Here is a 24,611-nt window from a genome sequence, read left to right as displayed (position 1 = left end):
AACTCGTTCGTTGAGGCGGGTGTAAGTACCCTGATCAACCTTCCACTCAGCGTTGCCCAGCATGTAACGTCGAAAGCCATGACGGATAGAATTGACGCGCAATCGAAAATGCCCGGCGCAGAGAAAAAGAACGTAGACGGAACAAAGAGTACTGTAGATCCGTCCGCGACAGATCAACAAAAAATAGAAGCACGCCTGGAAGGTGCTGAAATAAAAACAGAGTTATTGGCCAACACCATTCTGTCCATCAACGAAGGGGCAGACGCTAACGCGGTAGGTAAAGACCCCGCGGCGTCAACCGACATCAATGCGCGATTGACCGGCCTTGAGAAGAGGATGGACACAATAGAGGGGCAGATGGAAGGCATCGCTGAACGATACGGACTTGTCTACTGCCCCTATTCCGAACCTGAATCTTCGCAAGCACCGACAGATAAGTCTCGTATAGAGACTATTGAGCAGCGCTACAAGTATATGAATACAATGGTTAAAAAATTGAAAGCTGCCAAGGAAATCGATAAAGAGGATGATGCGGAATAAGATTTTTTAAGAAAGGGAGGAGGGGACAGATTTATTTAATTTTGCTGAGTTTAATAAAGTTGTCTCCTTTTCCGTTGTTGTTGCAGGGTAGGTGTTAGCGGAAAAGGGGACACATTTATTTAAGAGCTAGAGTGAGATGGGAAATAAATCTGTCCCCATTTTTCCCCTCAACCAACCGACTTTCCGCGTCATACGCAAACCGCTGCACCCCTCGCTTGGCGCTGCGCTTCTCGACCATTCGCCCAAACGCGTCGTAGCGATAACGCTTGTCCTGAAACGTCAGCAGCTTGTTATGCACCACCAACCCGGCGCCTGCGTGCGGGCTATCCAGCAGGTTGGCGGCGGCGTCATAGGCAAAGGTTTCGCGCTGCCCATGCAGGCTGTCCTGGCTGGCGATGATGCGGCCGGTGGCGTCGTAGTGCAGCAGTTGGCGATGTTGCGCCGCGGGTTGTTGGTCGAGTTTGCCGATCAGGTTGTCGGCGGGGTCGTATTCGAACTGCTTTTGCGCCGCTGCGGGCATCAGCGTTGGCTGGCTGTTCAGGCGGCGCTGACGTGAGCGCAGGCGGCCGCTGCGGTCGTATTCGCTGCGGGTGCTGAGCTGGCCTTGGGTGCGCAGCACTTCGCGGTGCAGGCGGTCTCGCTCGAAATCGCTGATGACCTGGCCGTCGAGGTTGATCTGGTGCAGGTGGCCGCTGCCGTAGTACAGGCGGTTGAGCCAGCGGCCGTCCGGCAACTGGGTCTGGATCAGGTTGCCGAGTTCGTCGTAGTGGTGTTGCAGGTTGCCACCGTCACTCTGTTCGGCAAGCAACTGGCCGACAGCGTCGTAGGCGAAACCCAAGGCTTGGGAATTGCCTTGCAGATCAGTGAAGGTCACAGCCGTGAGCTGATCTACCGCATCGTAGCGGTAGTCGGTGCGGCCATCGTCGGTGGTTTTGGCGACCAGTCGGCCGACCGCATCACGCTCCAGCCGATGAACGATGGGCGCGGGTGGCGTCTCGGGCACCACCGCCAGTCCATTGCCATAAGGTGCAGGATGAGCAGTCACCGCGGTGATGTTGTCGAGCAAGTCATAGTTGTAGCGTTTGGCGCTGCCGTCGAAGTCTTGCTGCTCGGTCAGCCGATCCCCAGCGTCCCATGCGAACCGATAGCTCTCACCGTTCTCATTGACCAGCGCTTGCAGCCGCCCGTAGCTGTCGTAACCAAATTGCACCTGCCGCCCATGGGCATCGGTGCGCTGGCGTACCTGGCCACGCCGGTTGTGTTGGTAGAGCGTGGTGTGCCCGGCGGGGTCGGTATAGCCATAAAACCTGCCCTCTTTTCTCCCGTTTTTATTGGGCGGCGAATAATGCTTGTGCGCTGAGTGCGGCCTTATTTACTCGTTCTGAGGCGATGGTGCTATCAATGCGCAAGTCGGGGGGTAACTTCTCATAGTCCATCGGCTCAGCATCAGAGATCGCTCCACGTAAGTGTGCGATCACCCTGAAAATAATGTGATGCATGCGCCAGCAGATGGATGGCTCAATGTTGTTCAGCTGTTGCTCTGTAGCGGGCTTGCTGACACCGCCTACCCAGATTTCTGACTCGAACGCGAATTGAATTTCGTCATATCCAGAGGACTCTTTTTTGTAGTCCGGATCACTGAAAAGGATCTTCCATCGAGGAATTTCCGAGAAAAGCATGCTGCAGAAAATCGGTCGGAACAGACGTGTGGAGGTGTCTACCTCGCTCAATGACACGGGTATTTGCGTATAAAATTTCGCAAAAACCTCGATCAGATGCCCCAGCGCAGGGGGAATGAGCTCGATATAGCGGGCAATAACAAACCCAGTCTCATCTGAAGAATTGAGGGCCGGGATATAAAAAAGATCGCCCGGTTTAGGTGACTTCAGGGTTTTCATGCAATGGCCTCATTTATGTACAGGATTTGACTTTGCTTGGTTTGAGGCCCAGCGCCTTCGCCGCAACTTTATAGTTTTTATAGTGAGATTTTCCACGCGCATCAGTGCGGCCTTTATTAATGGGTTCAATGACGTTGCCTGGGAATTTGCCCTTCGTTTTATATTTCTCGCGATACGCTTGTTCATAGCCCTTGGCTTGAGTGTAAGTCATCTTGCCATCCTGGCCCTTCAACACTCTAAGCTCCCCTTTTCCGAGACGTGTGGACCTGTCGTGCTGTTTTTCACGTGCGGCGGGAAGTTGCTCTGTGTGACCAATGTAATACGGTGTTTTGGCATTGGGGGCGTAGAGTCCGTATACATAAAAACCAGGTTTGTTCAGCGGTGTTTGAACCCAGCCTAGTGGATCGCTCCAAGTAAAGGGATTTGCGCCGTACAAGTAGAGATTCAGGCCACCTTGCAACCCAATCGGATCCGGCGTCGTAAACCGCCCCACATCCGGATCATAAAACCTGAACGTATTAAAATGCAGCCCCGTCTCCCGGTCCAGGTACTGCCCCTGAAACCTCAGGTTCTGCTCCTCAATGTAATAAGGTTCGCGCACCTCTTCCAGCGTGTTGCCCCACACCCGATAAGTCGCCTGCCAGAGCATGTGGCCATCCATCTCTGTCAGCTGCTCCGGCAACCCATTCAGGTCGTTATGGTAGTAACGAATCTTCTGCAACGGCCCGGCACCGTCAACGCGAGCCAAGGGTTGGTAGCCTTCATCTTCATAGACGTAAAGACTCGTCTGACTGTGCTTATGCTCCTGCAATAACCGCAAGCCGTCCCAGGTAAACCGCGTTTCCCCCAGTGGATACCCATCACCGCCATGCTCGGTTTTTTCTATCCGACGGCCTAGCGGGTCATACACCATCCTGACCACGCTACCATCGTCATTACGCACCTCAACCAACCGGCTCTCAGCGTCATACGCAAACCGCTGCACCCCTCGCTTGGCGCTGCGCTTCTCGACCATCCGCCCAAACGCATCGTAGCGATAACGCTTGTCCTGATACGTCAGCAGCTTGTTATGCACCACCAACCCGGCGCCTGCGTGCGGGCTATCCAGCAGGTTGGCGGCGGCGTCATAGGCAAAGGTTTCGCGCTGCCCATGCAGGCTGTCCTGGCTGGCGATGATGCGGCCGGTGGCGTCGTAGTGCAGCAGTTGGCGATGTTGCGCGGCGGGTTGCTGGTCGAGTTTGCCGATCAGGTTGTCGGCGGGGTCATATTCGAACTGTTTTTGCGCTGTCGCCGGCATCAACGATGGCTGAGCCGCAAGACGCCGTTGGCGTGAGCGCAGGCGGCCGCTGCGGTCGTATTCGCTGCGGGTGCTGAGCTGGCCCTGGGTGCGCAGCACTTCGCGGTGCAGGCGGTCGCGCTCGAAATCGCTGATGACCTGGCCGTCGAGGTTGATCTGGTGCAGGTGGCCGCTGCCGTAGTACAGGCGGTTGAGCCAGCGGCCGTCCGGCAGTTGGGTCTGGATCAGGTTGCCGAGTTCGTCGTAGTGATGTTGCAGGTTGCCGGCAGCACTCTGTTCGGCAAGCAACTGGCCGATAGCGTCGTAGGCGAAACCCAAGGCTTGGGAATTGCCTTGCAGATCAGTGAAGGTCACAGCCGTGAGCTGATCCACTGCATCGTAGCGGTAGTCGGTGCGGCCATCGTCGGTGGTTTTGGCCACCAGTCGCCCGACCGCATCACGCTCCAGCCGATGAACGATGGGCGCGGGTGGCGTCTCGGGCACCACCGCCAAACCATTGCCATAAGGCGCAGGAAGCGCAGTCACCGCCGTGATGTTGTCGAGCAAGTCGTAGTCGTAGCGCTTGGCGCTGCCGTCGAGGTCTTGTTGCTCGATCAGCCGATCCCCGGCGTCCCACGCAAACCGATAGCTTTCACCGTTCTCGTTGACCAGCGCTTGCAACCGCCCGTAGCTGTCATACCCAAACTGCACCTGCCGCCCATGGGCATCGGTGCGTTGGCGTACCTGGCCTCGCCGGTTGTGTTGGTAGAGCGTGGTGTGCCCGGCGGGGTCGGTGTAGCCCACCAACTGCCCGCTGGCGTCGCGCTGATACTGCTCGGTGCGCCCATCCGGTAATTGGCTGCTGAGCAAACGCCCCTGGGCGTCGTAGCTGAACTGCGTGCGTTCACCCAAGGCATCAGTGATGACCTGCAAATAGCCACGGTCGTCGTAGCTGAAACGCGTCGGGTAGCCCGAGCAGTCGATATGCTCGACCAACTGCCCAAACGGATTCCAGCGCAGTTGTTTGCTTTTGCCAGTGGCATCAATGATTTCTACTGGCTGGCCGTGGGCGTCATAGCGGTAACGGGTGATATAGCCCAGCGGATCGGTCTCGGCGATGCAATTGCCGCGAGGGTCGTAGCGATACTGCCAACTGTTGTCGGCGGCGTCGGTTTCCACCAGCGGTAAAGCCCAATGCTCCAGCCACAAGGTCGAATCACTGCGGCCCAGCGGGTCGGTTTCGCCAATTACGTTACCGCTATCATCGTAGCTGTACTCATAGCGCCCACCCAGCGGGTCAGTCGCGCTGAGCAACTGACGTTCGTCATTCCACTCAAATAGCCATGTCTGGCCGAGGTTGTCGCTGTACTGAATGATCTGATGCTGAGTATTCCAGTACCGCGTACTCACGCGCTGCAGGCCGTCGGTGATGCGCGTGAGGCCAGCCTGCAGGTCATAGTCGAACTGGTAAGCGTCGCCCTCATCGGTCCAGTGCCGAACCACGCGCCATTCCAGGCCTTCAACCAGTGCCCACTCATAGAAACAGCGCAATCCGGTGGGTAATTGATGCTCCACCATTCGGCGCCCGGCATCGTAGGCAAAACGCCGCTGCACTTGATCGGTTGCATCACGCACTTGCGCCAGATTGCCCGCCGCGTCGTAGCCGTAGCTCACCAGCACTTCGCGACGTTGATCCGGGTACAGGCGTTCGATGCGGCTCAAATGGCCCTGATCACGGATCAGCTCAACCTGAACCAGATCGAACGTATCGCGCAGGCGCACCAAACGTCCGGCTTCGTCATAGTCGATATAGATACGGTTGTCGTTACGATCACCCAGTTGGCTCAGACGCAGTTGCGACGGGTTTGCTGGCGCAGCTTCGAACAAGCGGTACATGCCGTCGTCGCTTTCGATCAGCAATTGCCCATTAAGGTGTCGCCGCACCGCAAGCCCTTCGCCCGCGCTGAACACCGCGCCGCCCAACGGAATCGAGCCCATGTCGATGGGCCGCCCCTGCTCATCGGTATAGACCAGCGTTTCGCCGCCTTCGGGATGCGGCTGAATGTCGACGCACACCTCGTAGGGCACGCTCCAGCTGACGCCAAACAGGCTGCCCTGGCGTTCATCACGGCTGTTGTAGAAGCGCTGCCAGTCAATCGGCAGGATACCCGGCAGCACAAAATCCAGGTCGTCGACATCACCCAGTACCTTCGCGCCCGTCGCGGCATGCACCGGATTCGACGAGCCCATCGCGGCGTTGGCCGCAGCGCCCATCGCGCTGCTGATGGCCATCGAAGTGGCGCCGCTGACCAACATGCACGGCAACTTGCTGAAGAACTTGCCTTTGCCACCCTTTAGCATCAACAACGCCGTAACCGCCAACCCGACGCCAGGCGTCTTGCCGCTGCGAATTTCACGCACCACCACCGAACCGCCACCAATGGTCACGTTGGAGGAAATCAGCCCGGACGACACCACCGTCGCATCGCAGGTACTGCGATCACCACTGCGCACCGCGGGTTGGCCGTTGACCGTGACTTTTTCCGACCCCTCGGCCAGAAACTGCGGCGGCATCGGCGGGTGCTTCATACACACCACCAGATCCAGCGGCTTGGGCATGGCGCCCGGTGCAGGTGTGGCAACGGTAGGGCGCCACATCTGCGAAAAGAAACCTGCGGCCATGTCCAGATAACTGGCTTCGGGTTCCGGTTCGGGCGCTTCCAGCTCAGTACCGGCCGGTGTGACATGGGAACTGATCGCCCCGGCGGCACGGGCGGCAGGCATATTATTGGTCAGGGTATTGGTCGAGCCGGTGAGAATGTTCGCCTGCACCGTGGGCGGAAACAGGGCGTTACTGAAGGCATCGCATATCTTGGTCAGCCCTTTGTCCGCGCCACTTTTGCTCATGGCTAGGCCAACAATCGTGCCCACCACCGCACCCAGCAGGAAACAGCCGAGGCCACCGGTGACCACGGTAATGCCTGTGGCAGCAACAACGGCCGCCGTCGCCACCGCCGTGATCGCGATATTGGCCGCCACCTCCAGCACACCGCCGAGGATGTCTGCCATCATCGAAGTGTGGGAGAGCGCATCGCCCATCCGGGCTGCCCATAACGCGTCAGACATATAGGTTAAAGACTGTACAAAATATTGTAGAAGGAGGTTTGCTTATCGTTTATCAGTGACAGATCGTGGCCTGTTGGAATCTTTTCAAATTGCACTTTAGTAACGGCCATTCGACGCTTGATCACGGCTTCCAGCAGTTTGCCGAATAGCGCATCATCATCGACGAATTTTTTTAGCTTCAGAATCTCTCGTGGGCGGGTTCGCAGGATATAAAAAGCATAATTCATCAAAATAATACTGGAAACGAAAAGGTTTTCGGTTGATTGAAGTGGGTTGACGGTATCGACCAAGGCTTCAAAAGCCTGCTGCCTGTGGTGGGTATAGGTATACAGGAACACGTCGGGATACATGAGCTCGCTGTAACGATCATTAAAATTCAAGCGATAATTTTTATTGTCCGGCGTAACCAATAGTTTAACGATGTTTGTCTGGAACGCTTTCAAGGTGCTCAGAAGTGCATGTTCTTTTCTGGTGTCTGCTTTAATCGTCTTGTATATCACGTTAATCAGGTCCAGCAGTGCTATAGATCCAAAAGCCTCGGTCACCATCAGCAGCTGGTTATCCTTGATACTGAACCTGCGATATACCTCGTCATCAATGCTCAATTCAAAAAGCAGGAACGTGAGCATGTGGTTCCTGAACGCCGCGTCCTCATCGATAGGGCTATTTTTAGACTGATCAGTTGGATCAGATAGAAGAAAATAAAATAGTCTTTATTAGTGCGTTGACGATTGTCGATGTCCAACAAATGACCAAAGCGAGACAGGACGAGTAGAAGGGCATAGCAGTCCGCCTCCGTAAATCCCTGTTTCGACATGGCTTTTTCAAAAGCGCTCGCGGAAAAAAGATCGTGCCAACGGCTCACATAAAGCGTTGTTCCATTGCTTTTCTTGGCGGCAGCGGAGAGTAATAAAGGTTCGTCTTCCTGATAAAAAATAACGCCCAGTGACTGAGGAACTGGCCGGATGTTCAGGAAACTTTCAAGCTTGTATGAAATGAGATTGAAGAGATCCATTTTGTCGTTATCCGCAGGTCTTCCACTTTCCGTTCGCCCCTTTTTTCTCGACGCGAAAAGAGGTGATGGTTTTGTTGAATTTGTCGAGTATCCGAAAACCTACACCTTTTGCCTTGGGCTCATTGGTCTTGGAGAGTACGCCATCTTTGAGGCCCGTCTCTTTATAGTCAACGGTAGAAATGTCCTTATGGTCGTTGAGCATGCTCACCCCTTCGTTATTGACGGTCGCTACCACGCGGTACTCTTCACGGCGAAAAAGGGGATGAATTATGATGCTTGAACGAGCCGGAAATAATCTGTCCCCATACTTTTTATTGGGCGAATATCGGTGTGTGCTGACGCTTTAATGCTTGATCGAACTCTGAGTTAAACATGATGTTGCGGACTACGTGCGTCATAGCTTATCGAGGCTGGCAGCGGTGGTGGTGTAAAACGGCATGCCTGACTTGTCGATGACTTTTATTCTTCCGTTTTCTTCCTTGATATCCTTTAGGTAAGGAAGGAAGACCACTTCATCGGGAGCTGTTCGCAAGATCTCTTTGTCGAGCACACAGGTGTTGCTCTTCAAAACTTTAAAACTCAATAAGAAAAAATCGATTGTCAGGCGGCATTCAAGTACGCAGGTACACGCAGGGTTTTTTATTTTTTTACTCTTGAAAACCCACTCGTTTTTAAAGTGGTTACGGCGAAACTCATCAAGGGTGTCTTTGAATAGGGCGACAGGAAGCGCTATGTGCTTTATCGCTTTTGCCAACCCATTCAACAGCAGGCTTATAAAAAACTCATTGAGTTCGTCGGACGTTACGCAGTTTTTATAGGCGACCTCGTCCATAGTCACCGGCACAATGAGTGCGCTGCTGGAGTTCACGTAGACCTCCTGCGTAGTTTGCCTGGTTCCGACAAAACAAATTTTTTTGAAGCCCACCGCCTCGAATTTTTGGGCGCTCAAATGGCGTTCCAGGAAATTGCAGACAGACCGGCTTTGATCGCGGAACGGATGAATGATCTCGTCGCTGTATTCGGTCAAGTCCGGGTACAGATACACTTCTTTTAAAATCATGGCCTTGAATGCCTCGCTGGGTCTAATTCCTGCCTGCGGCGGTTCGCATTTCGTTGCTCCCAACGCTCGATTTTCCACCGAGCGCCGGGGCCAGCCGGCACCTTTTTGATTACTCTGGACTCATACCGTCCCGTATTACCCGGTTCTGCGTTCCAGTCTCTAACCTGTTTTTCGGCTCGCGCCGATTTTCCATTTTTCTTTATTCTGCCGCCACTCACACCGGTCTTCGCAACTTTTCCGGTGCGCGTGTCTACGACTTCATAGCCGTGTTGTGCCTTGCGGCTTTTTCTCGAGTTGCCGTGGCATGACCAGCCCCAAGGATCTATCCACCCTAAAGGGTTGGGAGCGTATTGGTAAAGGTTGATTCCCCCCAATAGCTCGATGGGGTCTGGTGTGGTGAATCGCCCAATATCCGGATCATAGAAACGAAAGGTATTGAAGTGCAGGCCTGTCTCGCGATCCAAATATTGGCCCTGGAATCGCAGATTCTGCTCTTCGATGTAGTGAGGCTCACGAACCTCTTCAATGGTATTGCCCCAAACCCGATAACGAGCATGCCAGACGATATTACCCGTGGCATCCGATAGTTGTTCGGGCAGTCCGTTCTGATCATTGTGGTAATACCGAATTTTCTGTTGGGCACCCACACCATCCACACGTGAAAGCGGCTCATGGCTGTCTGTTCCATAGAGGTACAGGCTGTTCAGACTGTTCTTTTGCTCTTGAAGCAGCCGCAATCCGTCCCAGATGAAATAGGTCTCGCCTAGTGGAAACCCTCGGATGTCATGTTCAGTTTTTAGTGTCCTTCGACCGAGGGGGTCGTAGCACATTTTGACGACAGTTTCTTGAACTCCGTTGATGTTGTGAACTTCAATCAAACGATGCTCTGCATCATAAAAGAAGCGTTGCACTCGATGACTACCGGTACGCTTCTCTACCATTCGACCGAAGGCATCGTAGCGATATCGTTTGTCCTGATAGGTCAGTAGTTTGTTATGTACCACCAGCCCTGCACCGGGCTGGGGACCGTCCAGCAAGTTGGCGGCAGCGTCGTAGGCAAACGTTTCGCTCAGCCCCTGAAGGTTGTCTTGGTTGGCGACAATACGTCCCGTCGCATCGTAGTGGAGCAATTGTTGACGACTGGCAACCGGCGTACGGTCAATGCGGGTGATCAGATTGTCGTTGGCGTCGTAATTGAACTGCTTCTGTATTCTGGGCGGTAGCAGTGTTGGCTGGTCGGCATTGCGCAGTATGCGCGAACGCAGGCGCCCACCACGGTCATACTCGCTCCGCGTAGTAATGTGTCCCTGAGTACGCAGAACCTCACGATGCAGCCGGTCCCGCTCGAAATCACTGATCAACTGACCATCGAGGTTCAGTTGGTGCAGATGACCACTTCCGTAGTAGAGACGGTTGATATGGCGCCCATCGGGCAATTGCGTTTGTATCAGGTTACCCAGTTCGTCGTAGTGATGACGCAGGCTGCCTGCTGAGCTTTGTTCTTCCAGCAATTGGCCGACAGCATCGTAAGTAAATGACAGGCTTTGCTCGCAGCCTCGGGTATCTGTGAATGTGGCAACGGTAAGTTGGTTGACGCTGTCGTAGGTGTAGTCGGTTCGACCATCGGCCGTTACTTTTCCGATCAATCGGCCAGCGGCGTCCCGTTCCAAATGATGAGTGATGGGATCTATTGGTGTATCGGGTACAAGTGCCAGTCCAGAACCATAGGGGGCGGGTATATGGGACTCGAGAATGGCATTGCCTAATCCGTCGTAGGCATAGCGTCGGGCGCTGCCATCCAGGTCTTGTTGCTCGACGATTCGGTCGACCGCATCCCAGATAAATCGATACTGTTCACCATTTTCATTGGTCAGTGCCTGGAGACGACCATAGGCATCATAGTTAAATTGAACGTGGCGTCCGTGGGCGTCGATGCGTTGGCGAACTTGCCCACGTCCATCGTATTGATAGGCGGTGGTGTGGCCGGCCGCATCGATGTGTTGGGTGAGCTGGCCACTTGTGTCACGCAGGTATTCTTCAACGCGACCATCTGGCAGCTGATAATGCAGCAGACGCCCGCGAGCGTCATGCAGGTAAGTCGTGCGCTCGCCGAGCGCATCGGTGATGGTCTGTAAATAACCGCGATGGTCGTAGTTGAACTTTGTTGAGTAACCTGAGCAGTCGATATGCTCTGACAGCTGCCCGTATTTATTCCAACGCAAGGTGTTGCTTTTACCTGCGGGGTCGACAATCTCTACGATCTGGCCACCAGCGTTATAACGGTAGCGAGTGACGAGACCCAGCGGGTCTGTTTCGCGGACACAATTGCCGCTGGCGTTATATTCGTATTGCCAACTGCTGCCGGCACTATCGGTTTCAACCAGTGGAAGAGACCAATGTTCCAGCCATAAAACGGATTCAATACGGCCCAAGGGGTCACTGGATGTACTGAGGTTACCGCTCTCATCGTAGCTGTACTCATAGCGCCCACCCAGAGGATCAGTCGCGCTGAGCAACTGACGTTCGTCATTCCACTCGAACAGCCAGGTCTGGCCAAGGTTGTCGCTGTACTGAGTGATCTGGTGCTGAGTGTTCCAGTGGCGCGTACTCACGCGCTGCAGGCCGTCGGTGATGCGCGTGAGGCCAGCCTGCAGGTCATAGTCGAACTGGTAAGCGTCGCCCTCATCGGTCCAGTGCCGAACCACGCGCCATTCCAGGCCTTCGATCAACGCCCACTCATAGAAACAGCGCAATCCGGTGGGTAATTGATGCTCCACCATTCGGCGCCCGGCATCGTAGGCAAAACGCCGCTGCACTTGATCGGTTGCATCACGCACTTGCGCCAGATTGCCCGCCGCGTCGTAGCCGTAGCTCACCAGCACTTCGCGACGTTGATCCGGGTACAGGCGTTCAATGCGGTTCACATGGCCCTGATCACGGATCAGCTCAACCTGCACCAGATCGAACGTATCGCGCAGACGCACCAGGCGCCCCGCTTCGTCATAGTCGATATAGATACGGTTGTCGTTACGATCACCCAGTTGGCTCAGACGCAGTTGCGACGGGTTCGCTGGCGCAGCTTCGAACAAGCGGTACATGCCGTCGTCGCTTTCGATCAGCAATTGCCCATTGAGGTGTCGCCGCACGGCAAGCCCTTCGCCCGGGCTGAACACTGCGCCGCCCAACGGAATGGCGCCCATGTCGATGGGCCGCCCCTGCTCATCGGTATAGACCAGCGTTTCGCCGCCTTCGGGATGCGGCTGAATGTCGACGCATACTTCGTAGGGTACGCTCCAGCCGACGCCAAACAGGCTGCCCGGGCGCTCATCGCGGCTGTTGTAGAAGCGCTGCCAGTCAATCGGGAGGATACCCGGCAGCACGAAATCCAGGTCGTCGACGTCGCCCAATACCTTCGCACCCGTCGCGGCATGCACCGGATTCGACGAGCCCATCGCGGCGTTGGCCGCAGCGCCCATCGCGCTGCTGATGGCCATCGAAGTGGCGCCGCTGACCAACATGCACGGCAACTTGCTGAAGAACTTGCCCTTGCCACCCTTTAGCATCAACAACGCCGTAACCGCCAACCCGACGCCAGGCGTCTTGCCGCTGCGAATCTCACGCACCACCACCGAACCGCCACCAATGGTCACGTTGGAGGAAATCAGCCCGGACGACACCACCGTCGCATCGCAGGTACTGCGATCACCACTGCGCACGGCGGGTTGGCCGTTGACCGTGACTTTTTCCGACCCCTCGGCCAGAAACTGCGGCGGCATGGGCGGGTGCTTCATACACACCACCAGGTCCAACGGCTTGGGCACAGCGCCTGGCGCAGGGGTGGCAACGGTAGGACGCCACATCTGCGAGAAGAACCCCTCGGCCATGTCCAGGAAGCTGGGTTCTGGTGCGGGCGGGGGGGCTTCCAGCTCGGTACCGGCCGGTTCGACATGGGAGCTGATTGCTCCCGCAGCGCGGGCGGCTGGCATCTTGTTGGTCAGGGTGTTGGTGGAGCCGGTGAGAATGTTCGCCTGCACCGTGGGCGGAAACAGGGCGTTGCTAAAAGCGTCGCATAAATGGGTCAGCCCTTTGTCTGCTCCGCTCTTGCTCATCAGCAGGCCGACAATCGTGCCCACCACCGCGCCGAGCAGGATGCACCCAAGCCCGCCTGTGGCGACGGTGATACCGGTGACCGCCACCACGGCAACCGTCGCCGCAGCCGTGATCGCGATATTGGCCGCCACCTCCAGCACACCGCCGAGGATGTCCGCCATCATCGAAGTGTGGGACAGCGCATCGCCCATCCGGGCTGCCCATAACGGGTCAGACATACAGGTGGCTCATCAAGAAATGGCGTCGAACGACAACGAGCTTTTTATCAATGCCCAGTGCGCCGCCTCGGCATCGCCGAGCGCCTGCGCCTTTACGTAACTCAAGGCGAGCATCTTGCGGGTGCCAGGTATTACCAACGCCAGCTGATACTGGAAAACCTTGTCATTGCCCTTGTTGAACTGGCTGCGCAGCTCGATAGCGTCGACTTCCTGTGCCGCACCCAGGCGCACATCGATGCCGGGCTGGCAGCGCAAGTCCTGCACCTGTTTTTCCAGACGCTTGAGCTGGTCGTCGAAGTTGCTGTGCAGGGTTTCGCCTTCGGTGAGCATGCTGCGGCTGATGATCAAGGAGGTGCCTAGCTCGGGGAACTTGAGGATATTGATCGTCGCGTCCAGCAGCTCGGTGGTCGGCAGTTGAAACTGGAATTCGTTGATTCGGTACGTCATGGCAAACAGGTCTCGTCAGGAGCTTTTAGGCGCGGGGAAGACCGCTTTTATATTGGCGTCGATGCTTTTTTTGTTGCCCTGGCCCTCGGGGGTGGCGCCGGGGCCGTGGCCGTTGTTCAGGTGCAGTACGCCCTTGGTGTTGAACTCTGCATCGCCGCTGGCATAAAAGCTGATATTCACCCCAGTGAGGTTGATCTGCCCGCTGGCATTCAACTCCAGGATGCTTTCGCCGCACACAAGGCGCAGGTTTTCCCCCACTTCAATCACGTAGCTCTGGCTGATGCTGTCGGTCTTGCGCTGGCCCACCACCAGCACATCCTCCTGCTTGACCATGCGCGTGCGGTTATTACCAATGGTCACCGTCTCGTTATGCCCAATGCTCTTGTTGCGGTCATGCCCCACCGAGTGGCTTTCATCCACCTCCACCACGATGTCCTGATTGCGCTCGGCGTGGATATACAGCTGCTCCAGCCCCTTCTTGTCCTCCATACGGATTTCATTGAAGTTGGCCGGCGTGCCGCCTTTGCTGGAGCGGCTTTTCATGCCGCTCTGGGTGGCGTTTTCCGGCAGGTCGTAAGGCACGGTCTGCTCGGCGTTGTAGACGCGCCCGGTGATGATCGGGCGGTCCGGGTCGCCTTCCAGAAAGCTCACGATCACTTCCTGGCCGATCCGTGGGATTTGCATCGAACCCCAGTTCTTGCCGGCCCAGGACTGCGACACACGAATCCAGCACGAGCTGTTTTCGTTGGATTGGTCGTGACGGTCCCAGTAGAAGTGCACCTTCACGCGGCCGTACTGGTCGGTCCAGATTTCCTCGCCCTTGGGACCGACCACCAGCGCAGTCTGCGGGCCTTTGACGATGGGCCGGTGGGTGCTGGCCAGCGGTCGGAAGCTTTGCTGGGCGTCAATACAGGTGAGGCTGCTTTCGAACTGCGCCGACCCTGAGCCGCCGCCGGTTTCCAGGCTTTCCTGGACGATGGCATAGCGGCAGCCGACGATCAGGTATTCGCGGTTCTGGTCCTGGCGGCTGAAGCCGGTGAGGCTGAACAAATGGCCCGAGCCCAGGCCCCGCGCATTACCGTTGAACTCGATCTGCTCATGCAGGGTTTGCAGGGCTTCGATGCGGGTGCGCGCATAGTGCTCACCGTCGGCGCTTTGCACGTAGGTGCCGGGGTAGTCGTACAGCGGGTAGTCGCCGGCGGTGTGCGGGCGCGGCATGGCCGAGCGCACGTCGATACTGGCGCTGGGGCGCTGGAAGTCGTAGTCGTTAAGCTCCAGCGACCCAGGCTGCACTTCCTGCGCCAGGTGCCAGTTGTGCATATGGTCGCGTTCGCGCTGCTGCTCGTCCTTGGGGTAGTACGGGATCGACGCATAGCCCGGCACCGTGGTGTGGGCGCCATAAGCATCGGCCAACACCAGCACATGACGGTCCTGTTCATGGCGGAAGAAGTAGTAGATACCTTCCTGTTCCATCAAGCGGCTGACGAAATCGAAGCTGGTCTCGCGGTACTGCACGCAGTATTCCCACTCGCGATAAGGGCGGCTCAGCGCGTCTTCGAAGTCGGAGAAGCCCAGGTCGCGGAACACTTGCTTGATGATCTGCGGGATGCTCAGGTTCTGGAAAATCCGGCAGTCCGAGGTGCGGCTGAGCAGCCAGAACCATGGGCGCAGGGTCACCTGATAACTGGCGAACTGGCCTTGGTCGATATTCTGGCTGCAACGCGCAACGATGCCGTGGAAGTGCCGCTCGCCACCGTCCGCCAGCTGCACGCCAACGCTCATCGGCTTGCCCAGCAACTGGTTAAGGTCGATGTTGGCGTCCAGAGAGGTCAGTCGCAGCTCATAGTTGAACAACCTGCCCAGCTCTTCGCCGCCGCCCATTTCATTGAGCAGCAGCACATCCGGCCCGAGCGGGCTGGTGATCTTGGCCAGGCGTGAGGCTTGGTTGAATAGCATCGGTAGTCCCGTAAATACCTAAATAACTGAAGAAACCGAATCCAACTGTGGGAGCTGGCTTGTGTGGGAGCCGGGCTTGCCCGCGATGCAGGCACCTCGGTGTGGCAGGCGCACTGAGGTGATGCTATCGCAGGCAAGCCAGCTCCCACACAAGCCCACTCCCACAGTTGAATTGCGTTTCGTCAGGTCAATCGCTGAAGTCGTAGTGCAATTCATTATCCCGGCTGCTGATACGCACACCCGCCAGTGCCTTGCCTTCGAGCATGCGCGTAAGAAACTCACGGCTCATGTCCGGCAGCAGGCTGTTGGTGAGAATGGTGTCGATCATGCGCCCGCCACTTTCGGTTTCGGTGCAGCGCGAGACGATCAAATCGACCACAGCGTCGTCGTAATCGAAGGCGACTTTGTGGGTGTTCTCCACGCGCTTTTTGATGCGGCCCAGTTGCAGGCGGGTAATCGCCTTGAGCATTTCGTCGCTCAGCGGGTAATACGGAATCGTCACCAAACGGCCCAGCAGTGCCGGCGGGAAAATCTCCAGCAGCGGTTGGCGCAGGGCCTTGGCGATTTCTTCCGGCTCCGGGATGTTCGCCGGGTCTTTGCACACCTGGGAAATCAGTTCAGTGCCGGCGTTGGTGGTCAGCAGGATCAGGGTGTTCTTGAAGTCGATCACCCGGCCTTCGCCGTCCTCCATCACGCCCTTGTCGAACACCTGGAAGAAGATCTCGTGCACGTCCGGGTGGGCTTTTTCCACCTCATCCAGCAGCACCACGCTGTAGGGTTTGCGCCGCACCGCTTCGGTCAGCACGCCGCCTTCGCCGTAGCCGATATAACCCGGTGGCGCGCCCTTGAGTGTGGACACGGTGTGGGCTTCCTGGAACTCGCTCATGTTGATGGTGATGACGTTCTGCTCACCGCCGTACATGGCTTCGGCCAGGGCCAGGGCGGTTTCGGTCTTGCCCACACCCGAGGTGCCGGCGAGCATGAACACGCCAATCGGCTTGCTTGGGTTATCGAGCCCGGCGCGGGAGGTCTGGATGCGCTTGGCGATCATCTGCAAGGCATGGTCCTGGCCGATGATGCGTTTCTTCAGGTGCTGGTCGAGGTTGAGCACTGTCTCCAACTCGTTGCGCGCCATGCGGCCCACCGGGATGCCGGTCCAGTCGGCGACCACCGAGGCCACGGCCTGGTAATCCACGGTCGGCAAGATCAGCGGGGTTTCGCCTTGCAGCGCAGTGAGGCGTTGTTGCAGGTCGAGCAGTTGGGCGCGCAACTCATCGTTGCCGCTGTCTACCACGCCAGCTTTTTCGCGCAAGGTCGCGCGAGTTGCCAATAGCTCATCAACCAGGGTTTTTTCTTCGGCCCAGCGGCTTTCCAGAGTCGCCAGGCGCTCACGTTCGGCGCTCAGCAAGGTTTCGCTATTGGTTTGACGCGCACCAATGGCGATACCGATGGCATGCTCGCGGGCGATGATTTGCAGCTCGGTTTCCAGCGCTTCGATGCGACGGCGGCTGTCGTCCACTTCGGCTGGTACGGCGTGCAAGCTGATGGCGACGCGTGCGCAGGCAGTGTCCAGCAAGCTGACGGACTTGTCTGGCAACTGACGTGCGGGGATGTAGCGGTGGGACAACTTCACCGAGGCTTCCAGGGCTTCATCAAGGATCTGCACCTGATGGTGTTTCTCCATGGTCGAGGCCACGCCGCGCATCATCAGCAGCGCTTTGTCTTCCGACGGCTCGGCCACCTGTACCACCTGGAAGCGGCGGGTCAGCGCGGGGTCTTTCTCGATGTGTTTTTTGTACTCGGCCCAGGTCGTGGCGGCCACGGTACGCAAGGTGCCACGGGCCAGCGCAGGCTTGAGCAGGTTGGCGGCGTCGCCAGTTCCGGCGGCGCCACCGGCACCTACCAGGGTGTGGGCTTCGTCGATAAACAGAATGATCGGCTTGGGCGAAGCCTGCACGTCTTCGATGACCTGGCGCAGGCGCTGTTCGAACTCGCCCTTCATGCTGGCACCGGCTTGCAGCAGGCCCACATCGAGGCTGCGCAGTTCCACATCCTTGAGCGCAGGCGGCACGTCACCGGCGACGATGCGCAGGGCGAACCCTTCGACTACAGCGGTCTTGCCCACGCCGGCTTCGCCAGTGAGGATCGGATTGTTCTGACGTCGACGCATCAGGATGTCCACCAGTTGGCGGATCTCTTCATCACGCCCCACGATCGGGTCGAGTTTGCCACTGCGCGCTTGTTCGGTCAGGTCGACGGTGAAGCGCTTGAGCGCTTCCTGTTTGCCCATCGCACTCGGCGCCATGGCACCGCTGGCTTCGCCAGGTACGCCGGCGTTGAAGCCATCGCTGGCGCTCAACGCATTCTCCGGTGAGTCGCCGACGTATTCGTCAAAACGCTCGCTCAAGGCTTCGGGTTTGATCTTGTCGAACTCGGCGGACAAGCCCAGCAGCGCATGGCGCAGGCTCGGTGTCTTCAGGATACCCAGCACCAGGTAGCCGGTACGCACCTGGCTTTCGCCGAACATCAGGCTGCCGTAGACCCAGCCGCGCTCTACGGCTTCTTCCACATGCGACGACAAGTCGGTGATCGACGTCGAACCACGCGGCAAGCGGTCCAGCGCTTCGGTCAGGTCACGGGCCAGGCGCGCCGGCTCCACGTTGAACTGGCGGATGATGCGGTGCAGGTCCGAGTCCTGCAGTTGCAACAACTGGTGAAACCAGTGGGCCAGTTCCACATACGGGTTGCCCCGCAGTTTGCAGAACACGGTGGCGGCTTCGATGGCCTTGTAGGCCACGCTGTTGAGTTTGCCGAACAGTGCGGCGCGACTGATTTCACCCATGCTCTGGATTCCTTGAGGTAGTGGCGTGATCGGCGTAATGCCGGGCCAGGATTAGGTCGTTGGCGTCATGCTCGGGTTGGCCGAGCCAGGTGTTGAAGCCCAGGCGGAATTGGCCATTAAGTTGCAGCTTTGGGACTTCGGGTTGTTGCAAAACCAGGTTCAAGTCCCAGTCCAGTTCATGGCCCAGGTACTCGGCCACCCACGCCACCAGCTCGTTGAACGGCTGGCTGCCGGGCAGCATGCCCATGTAATCGTCCAGCTTGAGCGGGCCGAGGCGGATGCGGAATTTATGCTGGCGATCCCACACATGGCTGCCCAGGCAAAAGTCCACGCCCAACTGGTTGGCGCTGACACTCACGCGGCTGCGCTCTGGCAGTTCCAGCCACTGGCCGACGTATTCTTCAATCTCTACCGGCAGGCCGAAGTACTCGCTGAGAATGGCCTTCAAGCCGTCCGGGTAGCGGGTTTGCGCCGACAGGTGACCGCTGTAGTGCAGCTTCGCGGTATCCGGAATCAACCCCTGATTCAGCAGGCTCGGCATGCCTCGACCACACAGCGCTGCGAGGCGCGCGGACCAGTAGTCATCATCCGGGCGGTCGTGGCTGACGGTCGGTCGCGCCTCGGCCCAAGCCCGGTAAAACAGGCTGAGCAGGCGATGGTGGAACACATCCAAAAACTGTTTGCTGGTGCTGTCGGCGTTGTTGCGCTGGCGTTCGCGCACGTACTCGGTGATATGCAGCGGCAACGGGCCGTTGGGGCCGCCGAGGCCGAAAAAGAATTGCTCCAGCCGCGCTGGTTTGCCATCGCCGCCAGGGTCGACCGAGGCCAATGTGGCCGGTGCGAAGGTGCAGTCCGCCTGCTGCCCCAGGCGCAGCGGGTCATCGGCCAGGCGCAGGGAATGGCCCAGGCGCGGCAGCGCTGGCGATTCGCACTCGATACGTCGCAGCGCCTGGAAGAAATCGTATTCCCAGGGCTCCTGATGCATCGCATCCAGTGTGTTCACAGGGTCGGACGTCGACCGGGCTTGGCTTTCCATCGCATGATCTCGCCGCGTTCGGTGGTACGGATCACCGTCTCGGTAAAGCTGTTGATCGACACATAACGTGCCAGGAAGCGTTCCAGCACCGCACCGAGCAGGAACACGCCGGTGCCGCGAAACGCGTTTTCATCGAATTCCAGGGTGATTTCCAGACCGCGCCCAAATACGATCGGGCCGGGCATCGGCAGGCGCCGGGTCACCGCTTTGCTGCTGACCTCACGCAAACCTTCGATCTGTAATTGCAGCGCCGCGTCGTTGCTGTCGCCATACAAGCGCAACAGTTCGCGCAAGGCGCCGGCGCCCTGGCCTTGTTCGCTCAGCGACAGGTAGTTGAGCGACAACTGGCTGATCAGGCGCCAGGCCTTGGCGTCATGGGCATGGCTGGCACGCGGGCGACTCGGCCCGGCCACGCAGCGCACCGACAACACCGGCGCGCTGTCGGCCAAGGTGAAGTCGGTCTTGCCGTTGCCCACGCTCATGAACAGCGGCAAATCGCGGTTGGTACACAGCGCGGTCACGCCGAGCTGGCGCAAATCATGGCGGTACGGCGCTTGCTGGCTGTCGACCAGGCTGACGAAAGTTTCGCTGCCCACATAGGTAGAGCGCGGGCCGTTACGGCGTTGGTCGCTGGACAACACGCGAGGTTCACGGCGCAGGGTGTAGTACGCCTGGTCGCGGCCATAACGCGATGGATCACGCACCGCATAGAACGGCAGGAACGGCTGCTCCGGCCCAGTGCCATGGCCGGTGATGCCGCTCAACGAGTGAATTTCGAAATCCATCGGCCGCGTGCGGTCGGCGATGACATGGTGTTCGTTGACACGGTCCGACAGGTGAATGCGGTCCACGCGTTTGGGAAACAAGTTGATCGCCGGCGTGCAGAACGGCATGAACTGGGCCGCGCCGACGCTGCCTTCCAGGCTCGGCTCGTGACGGTCGAACAGCACGATCAGCTCCAACTCCTGGCCGTCGCAGCGTTTCACCGCACGGCTCAGCTGCGCGAATTCAACGAACAGGAAGCGGTGGGGCAGGGCGAAGTATTCCTGCAGTAGCCGATAACCCTGAAACGCGCGCGCCACCACCGGCATGGCCGCATCGGCATCGTCAAAACCACGGGAGCGCAGCGCGTCTTGCGGCAGGCGCTCGACCCAATCACCACCGGGTTTGCGAGCAAACACGGCGCAGGCGTTGCCGAGTAACTGTTCGTAGAGCCGAAACGGCTGCTCATCGGCACCGCTGAGGTACAGCGGCAGGTTATCGAGGTCGAGGCTGTTGAAGGGTAATTCGGCGCCGGTGCGCAGAGTCAGGCGCAGGCCGGCTTTGGCTTTGGGCTCGCTGGCGGCCAGGCGTCCCAACACAGCGGCGGGGTTGCCGAAGTACTCAGCATTACTGACTTGCAACGGCCACAGCGTCACCGGGTGCGCGGTGCGGTACTCGCAGCAGGTCTGGGTTTCGCGGCCCAAGGCGGCGCGCAACACTGTGTCGCGCGGCAATAGGAAACCACTGGCCAGCGAGCCTTCGTCGGGGTCGGTCTGCATTTGCACCACGGTCATCGACGGCGTGGGCGCGAGGTAGTGCGGGTAAGCGATTTCCAGCAGGTTATGGGTGAAGGTCGGGTACTCGGCGTCGAGCTTGAGCTGCACCCGGGCAGTCAGGTAGGCAAAGCCTTCGAGCAAGCGTTCGACGTACGGGTCGGCGCAGTCCATGCCGGACAACGTCAGCCGACTGGCGATCTTCGGGTATTCCTTGGCGAACTCGGCGGCGCTTTCGCGCACGTGGTGCAGTTCCTGGTTGTACAGCTCCAGCAGGCGCGGGTTCATGGGCGCCTCCGCTGGTCGGCATTGACCACACGCACATGCCCGGATTCCAGATCGAGGTCGGTTTGCAGCAGCAGGCGCAACGGCACCGGCTGCGCCCACAGGTCGCCTTCGATCTCGAAACTCAATGCGTTGTGGTTCATCTCGCCATGGCCCACGCGGGCTTTTACGCGCAGCGTGTGGCGCAAAATACGTGGTTCAAAAGTGGCAATCGCCTGGTAGATCAAGGCTTCCAGGGCTTTGATATCCACACTGGAAACGCTGTTGCCGGCCAGCGCAGGCAGGCCGTAATTGACCACCGATGTGCCAGCCGGGGTGTGCAACGTGGCATCGGCGTCGAGGAGCGACGTGGTGTTAAGCAACCACGCCAGGTCACGCAGCACCGAGGCTTTTAATTGGGTCAGGGACAGCACGCGTTTGTCGGCGCTTTCCTTGAGGTTGGTCGGGTCATCGTCGGTCAGCCGGTCCAGCAGGGACGGTTGCAGACGGTCGCGGGAAGCGATTTCAGTTACCACCAAAGCAGCTCCACGGACGGGCTAAGAGAGGGACAAGGTGCCAGGGGCCGCAGCGAGGTGCTGCGGCCGCCAGGGCTATCAGCGCTTGGTGTTGGAACGGATGTTCCAGCCAAACTTGATCGCGCCGCCGTCTTTGGTGCCGTCGGCTTTCTGCGGCTGGTAGTCGACCATCACCTGGGCGAAGTTCAGGGTGACGTTTTCGGTCAGGCGATCATCGGTGCCCGAGCCGCCGGTGCTCAGGGACGTGACCAGCACTTCTTCCAGGTTGATCACCATGTACTCGACCTGGCTTTCGCCGCCGGCCTTGCGCACGGTCAGCTTGACCTTGTCGATGTGCTTGCCGCTGGCGCAGTGCATCATCAGGTTGGGCGAAGCCTTGTCGACGTACTTGGTCAGCGACAGGTCCTGGATATTCACCTTGCCCGCGCCGCCACCGCCGCCCACATGCATGTTGCCGGACTGGGCCATGCCCCAGCTCCAGTTCAGCACGTCGATTTCGTCCTTGTGGGCCTTGTCCATGGACTCGCCCTTGATGTCGCCGATCTTGATGAAAATATCAACAGCCATGTTTTCTCCCTGTGTGGCACGGGCCACTGAATTTGGTGATGCCCAAAGGGGCAATGCTGTTCTGTGGGAGCTGGCTTGCCTGCGATTGCATCACCGCGGTCTGACTGACAAACCGAGGTGCCTGCATCGCGGGCAAGCCCGGCTCCCACAGAAGAGCCGGTCCTACCATTAGTTATGCGCTTTTTGCCGAAGGCAGTTTCGATACCAGGCGCAACGACACGGTCAGCCCTTCGAGCTGGTAGTGCGGGCGCAGGTAGAACTTGGAGTTGTAGTAACCCGGGTTGCCTTCGACGTCTTCCACGATCACCTCGGCGGCGGCCAACGGGTGCTGGGCCTTGGTGGTTTCGGTGGAGTGCGCAGGGTCGCCGTCGACGTAGTTGAGGATCCAGTCCTGCAACCAACGCTGCATCTCGTCCTTCTCTTTGAAGGAACCGATCTTGTCGCGCACGATGCACTTCAAGTAGTGGGCGAAGCGGCAGGTGGCGAACAGGTACGGCAGGCGCGCGGCCAGGTTGGCGTTGGCGGTGGCGTCCGGGTCGTCGTATTCGGCCGGTTTCTGCAACGACTGGGCGCCGATGAACGCGGCGAAGTCGGTGTTTTTCTTGTGCAGCAGCGGCATGAAACCGTTCTTCGCCAACTCCGCTTCACGGCGGTCGCTGATGGCGATTTCGGTCGGGCACTTCATGTCCACGCCACCGTCATCGGTAGGGAACGTATGGGCCGGGAGGTTTTCCACTTCACCGCCGGATTCCACGCCACGGATGCGCGAGCACCAGCCGTAGTGTTTGAACGAGCGGTTGATGTTCACCGCCATCGCGTAGGCGGCGTTGGCCCAGGTGTACTTGGAGCTGTCGGCGCCGTCGGTGTTTTCTTCGAAGGCGAAGGCTTCCACCGGGTCGGTTTTGGCGCCATACGGCAGGCGCGCCAGGAAGCGCGGCATGGTCAGGCCGATGTAGCGCGAGTCTTCCGATTCACGCAGCGAGCGCCAGCCAGCGTATTCCGGGGTGGTGAAGATCTTGGTCAGGTCGCGCGGGTTCGACAGTTCCTGCCACGAACCCATGCCCATCACGGTGGGCGAAGCAGCGGCAATGAATGGCGCGTGCATGGCGGCGCAGACCTTCGACAACTCACCCAGCAGCTCGACGTCCGGTGGAGACTGGTCGAAGTAGTAATCGCCCACCAGGCAACCGTACGGTTCGCCGCCGAACTGGCCGTATTCTTCTTCGTACATCTTCTTGAAGATCGGGCTCTGGTCCCACGCCGTGCCCTTGAATTTCTTCAGGGTCTTGTGCAGTTCAGGTTTGGCGATATTGAGCACGCGAATCTTCAGTTGCTCGTCGCTTTCGGTGTTGTTGACCAGGTAGTGCAGGCCACGCCAGGCGCTTTCCAGCTGCTGGAAATCCGGGTGGTGGATGATCTGGTTGACCTGGGCGGTGAGCTTGGCGTCGATGGCGGCGATGATCGATTCGATCGATTTGATCGCGTCATTGGAGACCAGGTCCGTCTGCGCCAGAGCCTGTTCGGCCAGGGTACGCACGGCAGTTTCCACGGCTTCGCGGGCACGCTCGGTCTTGGGTTTGAATTCTTGCAGCAGCAGGTTGGCGAACTCGCTGGCTTCTTCGGTAGCACCCAGGATCTGGCTGCCTTCGCGGGCGGTATTGTCGGTCATGATTACTGGTCCCCTGCTGGCTTAGGCGCGCTGGCAAGTGCCTGAAGCAGTGCCGGGTCCTTGATCGCCTTCATGATGATTTCTTCAGCGCCGGTCTTGCCGTCCATGTAGGTCAGCAGGTTGGCCAACTGGGTGCGGGCTTCGAGCAGTTGCTTGAGCGAATCGACTTTGCGGGCCACGGCGGCCGGGCTGAAGTCGTCCATGCTTTCGAAGGTGATGTCCAGGCTCAGGTTGCCTTCGCCGGTCAGCTCATTCGGTACGTGGAAGGCTACGCGTGGCTGCATGGCCTTGAGGCGCGAGTCGAAGTTGTCGACGTCTACTTCAAGGAACTTGCGATCAGCCACAGGCGCCAGCGGCTCGGCAGGCTTGCCGGCGAGGTCGGCCATCACGCCCATCACGAAGGGCAACTGGACCTTTTTCTCGGCGCCGTAAAGCTCGACGTCGTACTCGATCTGCACTCGAGGCGCACGGTTGCGCGCGATGAATTTCTGAGAACTTTGCTTCGCCACGTTGCTG

17 protein-coding genes and 1 pseudogene are annotated in these 24,611 nt (G+C 58.4%); 1 reads left to right on the top strand and 17 read right to left on the bottom strand.

What is annotated here, in order from left to right; all coding sequences use genetic code 11:
* The first annotated feature begins 78 nt into the window (after nucleotides 1-78).
* Nucleotides 79-540 (top strand): type III secretion effector protein, encoded by a 462-nt coding sequence (locus GIW48_RS02350; protein ID WP_236460325.1) that lies wholly within the window; start codon nucleotides 79-81, stop codon nucleotides 538-540.
* Between the two features lie 157 nt (nucleotides 541-697).
* On the opposite strand, the pseudogene GIW48_RS02345 reads toward GIW48_RS02350, so the two are convergent.
* From GIW48_RS02345 to tssB, 17 genes and pseudogenes are all read right to left on the bottom strand, one after another.
* Nucleotides 698-1,852: pseudogene (locus GIW48_RS02345) on the bottom strand (RHS repeat-associated core domain-containing protein); the annotation flags it as partial.
* A gap of 16 nt (nucleotides 1,853-1,868) precedes the next feature.
* Nucleotides 1,869-2,438 carry an Imm26 family immunity protein gene (locus tag GIW48_RS02340; protein ID WP_017134641.1) on the bottom strand — a complete coding sequence of 190 codons (570 nt, stop codon included), beginning with the start codon at nucleotides 2,436-2,438 and terminating at the stop codon, nucleotides 1,869-1,871.
* Between the two features lie 13 nt (nucleotides 2,439-2,451).
* On the bottom strand, nucleotides 2,452-6,840 hold the full coding sequence (locus tag GIW48_RS02335; protein WP_236472886.1) for an RHS repeat-associated core domain-containing protein: 4,389 nt from the start codon (nucleotides 6,838-6,840) through the stop codon (nucleotides 2,452-2,454).
* A gap of 5 nt (nucleotides 6,841-6,845) precedes the next feature.
* On the bottom strand, nucleotides 6,846-7,469 hold the full coding sequence (locus tag GIW48_RS02330; protein ID WP_236460706.1) for a hypothetical protein: 624 nt from the start codon (nucleotides 7,467-7,469) through the stop codon (nucleotides 6,846-6,848).
* The gene (locus GIW48_RS02325; protein WP_236460707.1) at nucleotides 7,442-7,855 is read right to left on the bottom strand and encodes a hypothetical protein; all 414 of its coding nucleotides are present in this window, start codon (nucleotides 7,853-7,855) and stop codon (nucleotides 7,442-7,444) included. Before GIW48_RS02325 ends, GIW48_RS02330 begins: the two co-directional genes overlap by 28 nt.
* A 7-nt stretch (nucleotides 7,856-7,862) precedes the next feature.
* Nucleotides 7,863-8,090 carry a hypothetical protein gene (locus tag GIW48_RS02320; protein WP_017135812.1) on the bottom strand — a complete coding sequence of 76 codons (228 nt, stop codon included), beginning with the start codon at nucleotides 8,088-8,090 and terminating at the stop codon, nucleotides 7,863-7,865.
* A gap of 159 nt (nucleotides 8,091-8,249) precedes the next feature.
* Nucleotides 8,250-8,915 carry a hypothetical protein gene (locus tag GIW48_RS02315; protein ID WP_169988100.1) on the bottom strand — a complete coding sequence of 222 codons (666 nt, stop codon included), beginning with the start codon at nucleotides 8,913-8,915 and terminating at the stop codon, nucleotides 8,250-8,252.
* Nucleotides 8,912-13,243: an RHS repeat-associated core domain-containing protein gene (locus GIW48_RS02310; protein WP_236460708.1), complete on the bottom strand. Its 4,332-nt coding sequence runs from the start codon at nucleotides 13,241-13,243 to the stop codon at nucleotides 8,912-8,914. The genes GIW48_RS02315 and GIW48_RS02310 overlap by 4 nt, the downstream gene beginning before the upstream one ends.
* A 12-nt stretch (nucleotides 13,244-13,255) precedes the next feature.
* On the bottom strand, nucleotides 13,256-13,690 hold the full coding sequence (locus tag GIW48_RS02305) for a DcrB-related protein (RefSeq protein WP_169988095.1): 435 nt from the start codon (nucleotides 13,688-13,690) through the stop codon (nucleotides 13,256-13,258).
* Between the two features lie 15 nt (nucleotides 13,691-13,705).
* Nucleotides 13,706-15,646 (bottom strand): type VI secretion system Vgr family protein, encoded by a 1,941-nt coding sequence (locus GIW48_RS02300; RefSeq protein ID WP_236445921.1) that lies wholly within the window; start codon nucleotides 15,644-15,646, stop codon nucleotides 13,706-13,708.
* Nucleotides 15,647-15,833: 187 nt separating this feature from the next.
* Nucleotides 15,834-18,488: a type VI secretion system ATPase TssH gene (gene tssH, locus GIW48_RS02295; RefSeq protein ID WP_017135818.1), complete on the bottom strand. Its 2,655-nt coding sequence runs from the start codon at nucleotides 18,486-18,488 to the stop codon at nucleotides 15,834-15,836.
* Complete coding sequence (gene tssG, locus GIW48_RS02290) at nucleotides 18,481-19,524, bottom strand: type VI secretion system baseplate subunit TssG (RefSeq protein ID WP_017135819.1); 1,044 nt, start codon at nucleotides 19,522-19,524, stop codon at nucleotides 18,481-18,483. The genes tssH and tssG overlap by 8 nt, the downstream gene beginning before the upstream one ends.
* A complete protein-coding gene (gene tssF / locus GIW48_RS02285) occupies nucleotides 19,488-21,347 on the bottom strand; it encodes a type VI secretion system baseplate subunit TssF (RefSeq protein WP_099550248.1) in 1,860 nt (619 codons plus the stop codon). Before tssF ends, tssG begins: the two co-directional genes overlap by 37 nt.
* A complete protein-coding gene (gene tssE / locus GIW48_RS02280; RefSeq protein ID WP_026013585.1) occupies nucleotides 21,344-21,859 on the bottom strand; it encodes a type VI secretion system baseplate subunit TssE in 516 nt (171 codons plus the stop codon). Before tssE ends, tssF begins: the two co-directional genes overlap by 4 nt.
* Nucleotides 21,860-21,937: 78 nt before the next feature.
* The gene (locus tag GIW48_RS02275; protein ID WP_005792512.1) at nucleotides 21,938-22,426 is read right to left on the bottom strand and encodes an Hcp family type VI secretion system effector; all 489 of its coding nucleotides are present in this window, start codon (nucleotides 22,424-22,426) and stop codon (nucleotides 21,938-21,940) included.
* Between the two features lie 172 nt (nucleotides 22,427-22,598).
* Nucleotides 22,599-24,095: a type VI secretion system contractile sheath large subunit gene (gene tssC, locus GIW48_RS02270; RefSeq protein ID WP_017135822.1), complete on the bottom strand. Its 1,497-nt coding sequence runs from the start codon at nucleotides 24,093-24,095 to the stop codon at nucleotides 22,599-22,601.
* A 2-nt stretch (nucleotides 24,096-24,097) separates the two neighbouring features.
* On the bottom strand, nucleotides 24,098-24,604 hold the full coding sequence (gene tssB / locus GIW48_RS02265) for a type VI secretion system contractile sheath small subunit (RefSeq protein ID WP_017135823.1): 507 nt from the start codon (nucleotides 24,602-24,604) through the stop codon (nucleotides 24,098-24,100).
* Nucleotides 24,605-24,611: the final 7 nt, after the last annotated feature.

Source organism: Pseudomonas sp. PA-6-3C, assembly GCF_021605825.1.
Lineage (GTDB): Bacteria > Pseudomonadota > Gammaproteobacteria > Pseudomonadales > Pseudomonadaceae > Aquipseudomonas > Aquipseudomonas edaphica.
This window is presented reverse-complemented; position numbering and strand designations above follow the sequence as displayed.

Bases quoted from the DNA above. Each gene is read 5' to 3' on its own strand.
- GIW48_RS02300 (WP_236445921.1), bottom strand. From the start codon at position 15,646: ATGCTATTCAACCAAGCCTCACGCCTGGCCAAGATCACCAGCCCGCTC.
- tssH (WP_017135818.1), bottom strand. From the start codon at position 18,488: ATGGGTGAAATCAGTCGCGCCGCACTGTTCGGCAAACTCAACAGCGTG.
- GIW48_RS02275 (WP_005792512.1), bottom strand. From the start codon at position 22,426: ATGGCTGTTGATATTTTCATCAAGATCGGCGACATCAAGGGCGAGTCC.
- GIW48_RS02315 (WP_169988100.1), bottom strand. From the start codon at position 8,915: ATGATTTTAAAAGAAGTGTATCTGTACCCGGACTTGACCGAATACAGC.
- GIW48_RS02325 (WP_236460707.1), bottom strand. From the start codon at position 7,855: ATGGATCTCTTCAATCTCATTTCATACAAGCTTGAAAGTTTCCTGAAC.
- GIW48_RS02335 (WP_236472886.1), bottom strand. From the start codon at position 6,840: ATGTCTGACGCGTTATGGGCAGCCCGGATGGGCGATGCGCTCTCCCAC.
- GIW48_RS02340 (WP_017134641.1), bottom strand. From the start codon at position 2,438: ATGAAAACCCTGAAGTCACCTAAACCGGGCGATCTTTTTTATATCCCG.
- GIW48_RS02330 (WP_236460706.1), bottom strand. From the start codon at position 7,469: ATGCTCACGTTCCTGCTTTTTGAATTGAGCATTGATGACGAGGTATAT.
- tssC (WP_017135822.1), bottom strand. From the start codon at position 24,095: ATGACCGACAATACCGCCCGCGAAGGCAGCCAGATCCTGGGTGCTACC.
- GIW48_RS02310 (WP_236460708.1), bottom strand. From the start codon at position 13,243: ATGTCTGACCCGTTATGGGCAGCCCGGATGGGCGATGCGCTGTCCCAC.
- GIW48_RS02350 (WP_236460325.1), top strand. From the start codon at position 79: ATGACGGATAGAATTGACGCGCAATCGAAAATGCCCGGCGCAGAGAAA.
- tssG (WP_017135819.1), bottom strand. From the start codon at position 19,524: ATGGAAAGCCAAGCCCGGTCGACGTCCGACCCTGTGAACACACTGGAT.
- tssF (WP_099550248.1), bottom strand. From the start codon at position 21,347: ATGAACCCGCGCCTGCTGGAGCTGTACAACCAGGAACTGCACCACGTG.
- GIW48_RS02305 (WP_169988095.1), bottom strand. From the start codon at position 13,690: ATGACGTACCGAATCAACGAATTCCAGTTTCAACTGCCGACCACCGAG.